An 11,802-nucleotide genomic window follows, 5' to 3' on the forward strand; every position below is an offset into this window, starting at 1 on the left:
TATCATCAACAATAATAAGAACAGAAATGACGGGGCAGGCACTGCCCCGTCGCTTAAGGTTTAGGCTAGCGCCTTGGTCACTTTTTCAAACAGATCGTTAGATAGTTGCGGTAAGGCGAGTATTTGCTGCAATGACTGCCTCATCAATACCTGCCGACTCTCATCAAACTTCTTAAACTGTATTAACGGCGTAATAATGCGCGCCGCAACCTGCGGATTAAGCGTGTTCAACTCAATAATGACCTCAGTTAATAATTGATAACCCGCACCATCTTGACGGTGGAATACCGCCAAGTTTGCCGCCGCAAACGCTCCAATTAACGAGCGAACACGGTTAGGATTTGACAGACTAAACGCGGGATGTTGCAACAAGGTTTTAATCGCGTTGATGCGCTCATCACCTGCGCAAGTGGCCTGTAACGTCAGCCATTTATCCATCACTAGAGGCGTTTGAGACCAGCGCTGCTGAAAATCATCTAGCAGCGTTTGTCTAAGCTCACTGTCTTCGCTATTGAGCGCCGTTAATGCACCTAAACTGTCAGTCATATTCATGGAATGACGGTATTGATTTTCGGCTAAGGCTTGATGTTCATCAGACATTTTAAGCAATAATAGCAAGGCCGCATTCTTCAGCGAACGCGCCGCAGGTGCATCAATCGCCGCCAGTTCTCGGTAACGAGCCAACAACTCATCTTCACAGCCACTGGCGATCTCTTCAATCACAAATGTGCGCGCCATTGACAAGGCATCGATATCGACCTCATTAGCTTGCTCAATCAGGGTCGACAGATTGGGAAAATGTAATATTTCGGCCAATAAAGCCTGATCAAGATTGGGCTCCAGCAATAAGCCTTTTATCGCATCGATTAAACGGCTATCGGTATGCATGCTTTGGCCAGCTTGAAGGCTAGCGACATTGTGCCACACTGACTGGCTAAATAACGCCACCGATGCTTCCCATTTAGCCACTTCACTCGAGGCAAAGCGGATTAAGTGGAGCAACTGCTCAATACTGTAGTCAAACAGCAATTTTACTGGCGCCGAGAAATTTTGTAATAACGACGGCACAGGGGCACTTGGCAGATCATCAAACACAAAAGTCTGCTCTACTTGGGTGACATCGAGTACCCGATTGAGTATCGATTCACCCTCTACGCTCAGCAGTTCGAGATCAAACGGAATATGTAACGGCCATTTTTCTGCTTGCTCTGCGGTAGGCAATGTACGCTGCGAAATATGTAAGCGATATTGCTTCGCCCCAGAATCATATTCCTCTTTGACTGTGACCAAGGGCGTTCCCGATTGACTGTACCAACGTCTAAACTGGTTTAAATCGACGCCGCTGGCATGCTCCATCGCTGCCACAAAATCGTCACAGGTGACCGCCTGACCATCATGACGTTCAACATAACATTTCATCCCAGCCTGAAAGCCGGTTTCACCTAACAAGGTGTGCATCATGCGGATCACTTCAGCCCCCTTGTTATATACCGTCACGGTATAAAAATTATTCATCTCAATTACCGATTCGGGACGAATGGCATGAGCCATCGGGCCGCTATCTTCGGCAAACTGTTGATTTTTAATGACCTTAATAGCATGAATACGATTAACTGCCCGTGAACCAACGTCTGAGCTAAATTCTTGATCTCGAAAAACGGTTAACCCCTCTTTCAAGCTTAATTGAAACCAATCACGACAGGTGATGCGATTGCCGGTCCAGTTATGAAAATACTCATGGGCAACCACAGACTCAATGCCATGATAATCATCATCCGTTGCCGATGCGGTGTCGGCCAACACGTACTTGGTGTTAAACACGTTTAGGCCTTTATTTTCCATTGCGCCCATATTGAAAAAATCGACAGCAACAATCATGTAGATATCGAGATCGTATTCCAAATCAAAACGCTGCTCATCCCAAGCCATGGACTTTTTAAGTGATGCCATCGCATGATGGGATTTATGTAAGTTACCTTTATCCACAAAGACTTGCAGTGCAACTTCGCGACCGCTTTGGGTCACAAAACTATCTTGTAATACATCGAAATCGCCTGCTACCAGAGCAAATAAATAAGCAGGTTTTGGAAACGGATCCTGCCAGCGGACAAAATGACGACCACCATCAAGCTCACCAGTTTCTACTTTATTACCGTTACTGAGCAAATAAGGAAACGCTTGCTTGTCGGCTTCGATCCGCACAGTGTAAATCGCTAACACATCGGGGCGATCGAGAAAGTAAGTGATGCGTCTAAACCCCTGCGCCTCACATTGAGTACAGTAGGCGCCATCTGACATATAAAGGCCTTCGAGGGCTGAATTTGTGCCCGGGTCAAGGCGGGTGATCACTTGCAGTTCAAATTCGGCGCCGACATTTTCCAGCCACAACAGACCCTCTTCGACTTGATAAGGATACGGCTTACCATTGACGGTCAAGGTTTCAATCGACAGCGCTTCACCATCGAGTCGTAAGGAAGTCGCGTTGTCATTTAGACGCCGTACTTGGCTAGTTGCCGTCACTCTGGTCTCGCTACCAGCCAACACAAAGTCAAGCGCTACATGGGTGATAGTAAAGTCTGGCGCACGGTAATCTTTTAGGTATTTCGCTCGAACTTGCGTCATCACAGTTCCTCTTATCACTTAAAATTTGATAAAAAAAACGCGCCAATAGCGCGTTTTTCATTTTGCTAAGTCGATTACTTAGACTGATTTTTAGCCATCTGTTCCATGTCGACCATATCAAGAGTGATATACACGGTTTCGTCTAAGAATGCATCGGGTAATGTCATCTCATCATCGGCATCGTCAAGCGATGTCAGTGGTGCTAAGCCTTTTGCAGCGCGGCGTTCGTTTAAACGTGCTAACTGCTTACTATCATTAGCCTCACGTTCGGCAATACGTTCTTTTTCCACCAAAGAGACACTGGTTTCTTTATGGCTTTTCTTGAATTCAGCAATATCCTGATAAATATAACTAAATTCGACATCTTGCTTAATGCGCTGTTGATGGCGGCCATCTAAATTAACCACCAAATTCGGATTAATGTCACCTAGGGTGCTGTATTGCGCCATTGGCACCTTATCCCACGGTAATGCATTATCTTCTTCCGCTTCACCATATTCACCTGGCTCTAAGGCGCTAGGGAAAGGAATATCGGGCGTGACCCCTTTAATTTGGGTGCTGCCACCATCGATACGATAAAACTTAGCGATGGTGTATTGCACATGGCCAATCGGTTTATCGTACATATCATAGATACGCCCAAGGCTTTTATGCTGCTGTACTGTGCCTTTACCAAAAGTCGACTCACCGACGATAAGTGCACGATCATAATCTTGCAACGCGGCGGCAAAAATTTCAGATGCCGATGCGCTGTAACGATCGACCATCACAGTCAATGGACCAGAATAAGCAACGCGGCCATCATTATCACGATTTTGTGAAACTCGGCCATTCGCATCACGAATTTGCACCACAGGACCTTGCTCAATAAACAAGCCGGTTAACAAGGTGGCTTCAGTTAACGCGCCGCCACCGTTGCCACGCAGATCTATGACAACCCCTTCAACGTTTTCTTGTTTAAGTTTAGTCAGCTCTTTAAGCACGTCTTGTGACAGGTTCATGTAAAAGCCAGGGATCTTAATGACACCAACTTTACGACCAGCGTAATCTCCGCTTGAAGGCTCAATCACCTCGGAGGTCGCTGCGCGATCTTCTAGGCGAATTTTATCCCGAACAATAGTCACATAAGTAGGTTTAGCTGAAGAACCGCCTTTCTTAGGTAAGACTTGCAGTACCACTTTACTGCCTTTTGGCCCTTTAATGAGTTCAACAACATCATCGAGACGCCAACCAATCACATCGACTATCTCTTTTCCTTCTTGGCCAACACCTACAATGCGATCTTCAGGGGAGAGTTTTTCACTGTTGGCCGCAGGACCACCAGCGACCAAACTTTTAATCACAGTGTAATCTTCATCCATCTGCAGCACCGCGCCTATGCCTTCAAGGCTCAGGTTCATTTCCATTTGGAAACGTTCTGCGTTACGCGGAGAAAGGTAGCTAGTATGTGGTTCTACCGAGCGAGAAAAGGCATTCATCACACCTTGAAAGACATCTTCGCTTTTGGTCTGACTCAGACGTTTGATGGCGTTGTTGTAACGCTTTTCTAACACGTCAACAATTTCATCCCACGTTTTACCAGTAAGTTTAAGATTGAGGGCATCATATTTTACCCGTTGACGCCAAAGCTCATTAAGCTCTGCTTCATCTTTGGGCTAAGCAGCTTCTTCTCTATCATACTGATAGTTGTCACCAGGAACATTAAAGTCAATTTCGGTATCAAGCAGGGCTAACGCATAGGCAAAACGGTCATAACGACGTTGCTGCACCAGATCAAACATCTTATAGGCGGCAGTCAAGTCACCACTTTTGAGCATGTCGTCAAATTCTGTAGCGTAGACCTTAAAGCTATCGACATCACTTTGTAATAACACATTACGACGGTAGTCGAGTTGCTTTAAATAGCGGTCGAACACCTGCGCAGCAAACGCATCATCAAAATCGAAACGATGATAGTGATTACGCGCATAGGTGTCCGCCACTCGCTTACTCGCCACTTTATGTTGTGGCTCTTGATTCAGAGAGGGCAACTCGCTTGATGGAATTGTAGGCGTCAATGCCCAAGCCGAGAATCCTACAAAAATGCTGGCAATTGAAGCTACCAGAGTTAGTTTTCGCATCAACAAGTTACTCCTTTTACAATGAAACAGTTATAGCAGGATATGTTCAACCTTCACTTTGATGGTTAATCCTGAATCTAACTGCACTTGTATATCTTCTTTTTTGATGTCAAGTACGACACCTGATACTGGCGATTTACCTAGTTTGACATTGACACGTTGATTTGGTTTCAACTCGCCTAATACCGCAGGTGTTAAATTTTGTACTGCAACTTCTGGTTTAGCGACTTTAACCGCAGTGGGTTTACGCTTAGGCGCAGGCTTTTTAAATGGCTTCTTTTCAGCCTTAGGCTGATTATTGTCGCCCTTACTCGCTGCGGCTTTGGCTAGACGTTTAGCCTTGGCTTTTTCCTGACTTTCTTTCAGTGTAGCTTGTGCATGATCGATATGCTCTTGCTCTAGCTCACCACATTCATTGCCGTCAAGGTCGACACGCTGTGCCCCAACTTTGATGCCTTTAAGATAGCGCCAGCTACTAGTATAGCGACGTAAGGCAATTCTCAATTGAGTTTTACTGACTTTAGAATCATCAGCTAACCTTTCAGCCAAGTCCTGAAACAATCCAATTTTAAGCGGTTTAGTTTCACCTTCAGCAATAAAGCACAAAGGAAATGTTTCATATAAATACGCCAGAATAGCGTTGGTGTCGGTCAACTTTTCTGTTGATTCCATCATTACTTCCACAGTTTAAAAAGGGGACTATCACCTCACCCAACTTAATGTTGGCGGGCGTGTCGTTCATATTTGTTAGGGGCGGTTAACGGGCATTATCTCACCTAGTGTAGCTACACCCGTTAGCGTTACGTCCAACATACCTTATCAATTACACTTAACAAACGCCAAGTATTCATTTCAAGTAATGAAATGTCACCCAGCATTTTGATATTCGTTAAGCCGCCTATTATAAGCTTGCTAGCTATGAATGCGACCATCAATTGTGCAAAATTGGTGTTAGTTTAAGCAAATAAAGCTTTTTCCAGACTTTTTACTACTAATTCAAGGCCGTTTTCGTCGGCTTGATCAAATCTAGATATTGATGGGCTATCGATATCAAGCACAGCAATCACTTGACCATCGCGCCTTAATGGAATGACGATTTCAGAATTACTCGCCGAATCACAGGCGATATGGCCCGCAAACTGGTGAACATCAGCCACGCGTTGTGTGGTATTACTTTGCGCTGCTGTGCCACAAACCCCCCTCCCCATAGGAATGCGGGTACAGGCAACCTTGCCTTGAAACGGGCCTAAAATCAGTTGTTCGCCTTCAACAAGATAAAATCCCGCCCAATTGATATCGTCAAGGTTGTCATTGATCAATGCGGAAAAGTTAGCCATGGCTGCGATAAGGTTATCTTCGCCACTGAATAATGCTTCGGTTTGGCGAGCTAAAGTGTCATAACACACGGATGTCATAGGGTTTCCTAATAAATTATGCTGTTGCTTCGGTTTTTTTACTGGCTTTTTTTACTGCTGCAGGTTTCGTCACCGCACCGCCCTTTAATAAGCCCATCAGTTGATCTTTGTTTTCGGCTAAATAGAAACTGAGCTTCTCAATCGCATCATCATCGAGTCCTAGCTGAGCCTGTTCGATAAAAGGAAGTAGATTATCTGCGATATCGAGCATCTTATCAAAGGCGTCAGCCTCCTTTTTAGATGTGAATGTCATCTTCTCAACCCCTTCTCTGACTACGACAAATTTCGTTATAACTGCCATGCCTGCCCTCACACTGTTTTTATATACAGTTGTAGAATCTCATAAATACAAGTTGTTATGCAAGTGTTCAAATTTATCTGATAGAATCTTGTTCTATTATTTCGTTAGCAATAGTGATGTTGTCTTATCACAATTGCTAAACGCTTGCAGCGTACAACAGCTTTTTGGATCTGAAGAAATTAGGGGCAACCACCATGTTATTTGCTCCCAAACGATAGGAATACCCATCATTACTTCCGATAGAAACGTGTTAGATAAGAGCATTATCCTATGCCGCTCCTGTGACCTCATCGTCAGCAAGCGGGCGCTTCCTATTGGGGTAAGAGCCCTTTGCCCTCGTTGCCATAGTAATTTGTACGACACCCCCTATTGCTCTATCAACGGTATGCTCGCCTTATGTATTACCGCCTTGGTACTGTATTTCCCCGCCAATATATTCCCTGTATTAGAGCTGCATTTTTTGGGCAGCGTGCGTACCACGACAGTGGTAGAAGGAGCGATGTCGGTGATATCTCAAGGCTACTGGGTAGTGGGGATCGCGGTTATGATCGCCGCGGTTATCGCTCCTGGTTTACTTATCCTATCAGTGTTGGCACAAATTTTAATCGTTAAATATCAAATAAAAAAGTCATTTTTTCGTAATATTTATAAACAACTACTGCGCTGGCATAGCCTGTTGACAGAGCTAACAATGCTAGAGATATACATGATCAGTATCTTTGTTTCCGTGTTTCAACTCTCCGACTACACCGACCTCTATTTTGGTATAGGGACATTCTGCTTCAGTATTTTATTCATTGTGGTTATTTTCTTGCAGCGTGAATATGATATCGAGCATATGTGGAACCAGCTCAATGACTAACTCTCATCGCAACTCGCAAGGACAAGCTGCAGGGATCACCAGTTGTCCTACTTGTGCAAAACTTTGCCGAATTGAAGATACCTATTGCCAACGCTGTGGTCAGTACGTACAGAGTCGAGACTACGCCAGCATCCAAAAAAGCTGGGCGCTGTTGCTCACCGCCGCCATTTTGTTAGTGCCAGCCAACTTATACCCAATCACCATTATGACTAGCCAAGGCCAAGTCAGGCGTGACACCATCTTTAGCGGTATTAATCATTTAATCCATTTAGACTTATGGCCTATTGCCATCATTTTATTTACCGCCAGTATTCTCGTACCTATGCTGAAAATTATCGGTTTAGCGACCTATCTGCTCGCCATAAGTCATCGTTTACCAATTTCAAAAAAAAGATTAATGGCAGGCTTTCATATCATTGAATGGATTGGTCGCTGGTCGATGTTAGATCTGTTTGTCATATCAATAACGGCGGCTTTGGTTAATATGGGGCAAATATTTGATGCCAAACCTGCACCGGCTGCTACGGCGTTTGCCTTAGTCGTCTTATTGACACAGCTGGCAGCAAAAGTATTAGACACCCGTTTACTCTGGGACCGATTGGAAGCGAAAGATGACAAAAATTGAAACACCTAAAGTGGTAAAGAAGAAGTTATTTTCGCCGATTTGGCTGTTACCTATCATCGCACTAGCGCTGGGCGCTTGGCTGGGCGTTAAGAGTATCCGAGAATCGGGTATCGATGTGCGTATCCATTTTCCAAGTGCCACTGGTATCGATGTCGGTAAAACCTTAGTGCGTTATCAAGGTTTGACCGTCGGTAAAGTGGTCGACATTAGTATCGATGATGCTCTGCAAGGGGTGAATGTCGATCTATTAATGGATTATCGCTCCACTCCATTTTTAAAAGACAACACCAAATTTTGGCTGGTCACGCCTAAAGCCTCAATTACCGGTGTTGAAGGACTCGATGCGCTTTTTTCCGGTAACTATATTGCCATTCAACCTGGAAATGGTAATGAACGCCGAAAGTTTATCGCCGAAGATCAGGCTCCACCAGTTGCCCCAGGCTCCGACGGGTTAATGGTGCAATTAAGCAGCCCAACCTTAGGCTCACTCGATATCGGCTCGCTAATCTTTTATCGTCAAATCCCTGTCGGTAAAATTTTCAGTTACCGTTTAGTCAATGATAACCGCATTTTATTTAATGCATACATACAGAAACAGTACACACATTTAGTAAAACAAAACTCGCAATTTTGGAATGTCTCAGGCTTAGCAGTCGATGCGTCACTGGCGGGAATCAAAGTAAAAACAGAGAGTCTGTCAGCCATTTTAGCCGGTGGCGTTAGCTTTTCCTCCGATCCCAACGGTCTGCAAGCCGAACCAAATCAACACTATACCATTTTTGATGATAAAGATGCTGCCATTCGCGGCGTAGGCTTCTCACTGCAAGCCAGCGATGCAGATACTATTCAATCGGGTGCAAGCATTGTATTTCGAGGCATAGAGATAGGCCGTGTGACCCACACGCATTTAAGTGACTCTGGAGTCATTTTCGATGCGACTTTCGATAGCGATTATGCTCATCTGTTGAGTGGCACGGCGCAATTTTGGGTCGAAGGCGCCGATATCTCCACGGCAGGTATCAAGCATGCTACGCGCCTACTCACAGGTAGCGTGATCAATTTCATGCCCGGCACCGGAGAGCCTTTAGCACAGTACCCTCTGCTAGATAGTGCTCCGCCCTTACATAATCAACCTTTTACGTTGACATTAACGGCCAGTGAGAATCCCGGCATAGACGTCGGCGCGCAGGTACGCTTTAAACAGTTACCCATTGGCAGTGTTAGCGACGTTCGCTTTAAGCCAGATTATAGCGGCGTCGAGTATTCAATAGACATATGGCCAGAATATCAAAAGCTTATTTCATCTGGTAGCTACTTCATTCCTGAGTCAGCATTAGCTATTGATGCCTCTATCGAGGGTGTAACGGTAAATACCCGCGACTTAGCCACACTCACCCAAGGGGCGATCAGCTTAATTCAAGGCAAATCTACTACTCCAGTAAAACAGCACAGCACCTTAATGTTATTTAGCTCACAGAAGCAGGCCCAGCAGATCATCAGCCAAGGGGATCAGCGACGCATCACCCTGATGAGCCCTGATGGCGCCGATTTAAGTGCGACATCACCACTCTACTTTAAAAAGATGCAAATTGGCCAAGTGCTCGATGTCGCTTGGCAAGCACAAAGTAATAATTTTGCCATCACCCTTGGGGTTGATAAGCAATTTGATTCACTGTTAACCCCTAAAACCGTGTTTTGGCGTAACAACGCTTTGACAGTCGATGCTAGCTTACGCGGAATCAATGTTGAGATCGCGCCCTTGAGTGGCGCCATCAAAGGCAGCGTTAGCTTAGGCTTACTCGAGGGCGATGATGCCGTTAATAGCCAGCACTTATACGGGTCTAAGGCGCTTGCCCTAGCCAAGGCAACCCCCATTACACTTAGCTTTCCCGCCACAACGAAGTTAGCGGCTAAAGCGCCTATTCGCTATTTAGGTCATCAGGTGGGTGAGATCGAGCAAGTTAAACTCAATGACGACCTCGGTACAGTCAGTGTTGATGCGTACCTTTATGGGGATTATGCCAAGGCATTTACTCGCCAAGATGCGCAATATTTTTTAATCGATGCACAAATTTCGTTATCTGGCATTCAGGCGGCCGAAACCCTACTCACTGGCCCCTATGTGGCCGTACTTCCGGGTAATAGCCAGCAGTTAAGCAAACACTTTACCGGTCTGACTGAAACCCCGGTGCATGTAGATGATGGCTCGTTGCAATTAACCCTCATTGACAGCGATTTAGGCTCAATTAAAGTAGGCAGTCCCATCATCTTTCGCGGCATTAAGATAGGCGAGATAGCCCATTACCAATTATCGGTAAATGGCACTCAGGTGCAGATGCAGGTACAAATAGATGCGCGCTATCAACATCTAGTCAATCAAAGCAGTCAATTTTGGGATATGTCTGGCATTAAGGTGGATGTGGGTCTATTTTCTGGCGCTCAAATTGAAACTGGCTCACTTGAGACCATACTCACTGGCGGCATAGGGGTCGCCACGCAAGTGGTCACCACCCCTGCCAATCAATTAAATAGTAATCAGGCCTTTACCTTGCATGAAAAGCCACAAACTGACTGGCTTAATTGGGCACCCAATCAACGACCTAATCGATAATGCCCTTTAACGACTCACGTTAACCGATATGCGCTATCATGCCCCCCTACAATGGCGGGGTATGAACGCACATCATAGCGCGACTATGCCAACCCATATTAAGTAAAACAATGTTGAGCAACGACTGAGTTGCCATATTGATGAGCAATACTGTGAGGAATCTATCACCATGTCCAACGATCTGCTGCGCACCGCTGCCATCAACCTCAAAAAAGCAGTACCTCTGATGCTAAAGCATCAGATCCCCACCACTCCGACTAATTACGCATTGTGGTATGCCTATGTGGGTGAACAAGATCCGGTATTGGTTGAAAAAATGGATAACCTCGTAGCCCAGTATCAAACCTGCCCACCTGTCAATGCCCAATTGCTGTACCGTGAACACCTGTCTGATCCGGTTGAAATCGATGTGCTGGAGATGCGACAAAATCTGGAGGCCATGACACTGGAGTTATCACAATCGCTTAAAGATACCAAGCATGATGCCAAAGGCTTCCAAAAGCGGATAGTTCAAAACTTCGAGAAACTTAATCGTATTGAAGAGGAAGGGGTCAGCCTAGAGAAAGTGCTTGGACTCGTACGTAATTTGGTAAAAGAGTCTGACGATATACGCACCAGTACCGAATTTTTTACTGCCAAATTACAGCAGGCACAACAAGAGATAGATGCTCTGCGCGGCCAACTGCAACGCTCAGAAAAAGATGTCTATTATGATGCACTGACCGGCGTACTCAATCGCCGAGCATTCGATCAAGATTTGGCTGGCATTCTCACTCAAGCCCCTGAGGGCACCTGCCTTATTTTGGTCGATATTGACCACTTTAAAGGCTTTAACGACACTTACGGCCATCTACTGGGCGACAACGTCCTTAAAGCGGTCGCGAAACGCTTAAGTGATGCTTGCCGCGATGGCAGCAAAATATATCGCTTTGGCGGAGAAGAGTTCGCCATTTTAGTCCCCAAAAGCCACCAGCGTAAGGCACGACACATTGCCGAAGCGATGCGCCGCTCACTTGAAAAAGTCAGTGTCAAAGATCGCCGTAAAGACCAACGAATCGAGAGTATTACCGCCTCTTTTGGGGTCAGTGAATGGCATAAGCAAGATAGTCCAGCTCAGCTGATTGAACGTAGCGATAGTTATCTTTACGACGCTAAACGCCTCGGGCGTAACCGCGTGATGCCTATCTAATCTACTAGCACAGCGTTACGAAGATAAAACTGGCCGCGGCGCTAACACCATGCAATA

Annotated in this window: 8 protein-coding genes and 1 pseudogene; 4 read left to right on the forward strand and 5 right to left on the reverse strand. The window is 45.6% G+C overall.

The window, feature by feature from the left end:
• Positions 1-60: 60 nt before the first annotated feature.
• From pepN to AC5YBZ_RS09975, 5 genes and pseudogenes are all read right to left on the reverse strand, one after another.
• A complete protein-coding gene (gene pepN / locus AC5YBZ_RS09955; RefSeq protein WP_494518961.1) occupies positions 61-2,622 on the reverse strand; it encodes an aminopeptidase N in 2,562 nt (853 codons plus the stop codon).
• A 74-nt stretch (positions 2,623-2,696) separates the two neighbouring features.
• Positions 2,697-4,742: pseudogene (gene prc, locus AC5YBZ_RS09960) on the reverse strand (carboxy terminal-processing peptidase).
• Between the two features lie 30 nt (positions 4,743-4,772).
• On the reverse strand, positions 4,773-5,414 hold the full coding sequence (gene proQ, locus AC5YBZ_RS09965) for an RNA chaperone ProQ (protein WP_494521616.1): 642 nt from the start codon (positions 5,412-5,414) through the stop codon (positions 4,773-4,775).
• 284 nt (positions 5,415-5,698) lie between these two features.
• Positions 5,699-6,157, reverse strand: a complete 459-nt coding sequence (locus AC5YBZ_RS09970) for a GAF domain-containing protein (protein ID WP_494518959.1) — start codon at positions 6,155-6,157, stop codon at positions 5,699-5,701.
• Between the two features lie 16 nt (positions 6,158-6,173).
• Complete coding sequence (locus tag AC5YBZ_RS09975) at positions 6,174-6,458, reverse strand: YebG family protein (protein WP_494518958.1); 285 nt, start codon at positions 6,456-6,458, stop codon at positions 6,174-6,176.
• A gap of 247 nt (positions 6,459-6,705) precedes the next feature.
• On the opposite strand from AC5YBZ_RS09975, the gene AC5YBZ_RS09980 reads away from it, so the two are divergent.
• From AC5YBZ_RS09980 to AC5YBZ_RS09995, 4 genes are all read left to right on the forward strand, one after another.
• A complete protein-coding gene (locus tag AC5YBZ_RS09980) occupies positions 6,706-7,320 on the forward strand; it encodes a paraquat-inducible protein A (protein ID WP_494518957.1) in 615 nt (204 codons plus the stop codon).
• The gene (locus AC5YBZ_RS09985) at positions 7,313-7,945 is read left to right on the forward strand and encodes a paraquat-inducible protein A (protein ID WP_494518956.1); all 633 of its coding nucleotides are present in this window, start codon (positions 7,313-7,315) and stop codon (positions 7,943-7,945) included. The genes AC5YBZ_RS09980 and AC5YBZ_RS09985 overlap by 8 nt, the downstream gene beginning before the upstream one ends.
• The gene (locus tag AC5YBZ_RS09990; RefSeq protein WP_494542864.1) at positions 7,932-10,556 is read left to right on the forward strand and encodes a PqiB family protein; all 2,625 of its coding nucleotides are present in this window, start codon (positions 7,932-7,934) and stop codon (positions 10,554-10,556) included. The genes AC5YBZ_RS09985 and AC5YBZ_RS09990 overlap by 14 nt, the downstream gene beginning before the upstream one ends.
• Before the next feature lie 169 nt (positions 10,557-10,725).
• Entirely contained in the window at positions 10,726-11,745 is a 1,020-nt protein-coding gene (locus tag AC5YBZ_RS09995) for a GGDEF domain-containing protein (RefSeq protein ID WP_494542865.1), read from the forward strand.
• Positions 11,746-11,802: the final 57 nt, after the last annotated feature.

The sequence above is a fragment of the Shewanella sp. 553 genome, from assembly GCF_059338375.1.

Bases quoted from the DNA above. Each gene is read 5' to 3' on its own strand.
- pepN (WP_494518961.1), bottom strand. From the start codon at position 2,622: ATGACGCAAGTTCGAGCGAAATACCTAAAAGATTACCGTGCGCCAGAC.
- proQ (WP_494521616.1), bottom strand. From the start codon at position 5,414: ATGGAATCAACAGAAAAGTTGACCGACACCAACGCTATTCTGGCGTAT.
- AC5YBZ_RS09970 (WP_494518959.1), bottom strand. From the start codon at position 6,157: ATGACATCCGTGTGTTATGACACTTTAGCTCGCCAAACCGAAGCATTA.
- AC5YBZ_RS09975 (WP_494518958.1), bottom strand. From the start codon at position 6,458: ATGGCAGTTATAACGAAATTTGTCGTAGTCAGAGAAGGGGTTGAGAAG.
- AC5YBZ_RS09985 (WP_494518956.1), top strand. From the start codon at position 7,313: ATGACTAACTCTCATCGCAACTCGCAAGGACAAGCTGCAGGGATCACC.
- AC5YBZ_RS09990 (WP_494542864.1), top strand. From the start codon at position 7,932: ATGACAAAAATTGAAACACCTAAAGTGGTAAAGAAGAAGTTATTTTCG.
- AC5YBZ_RS09995 (WP_494542865.1), top strand. From the start codon at position 10,726: ATGTCCAACGATCTGCTGCGCACCGCTGCCATCAACCTCAAAAAAGCA.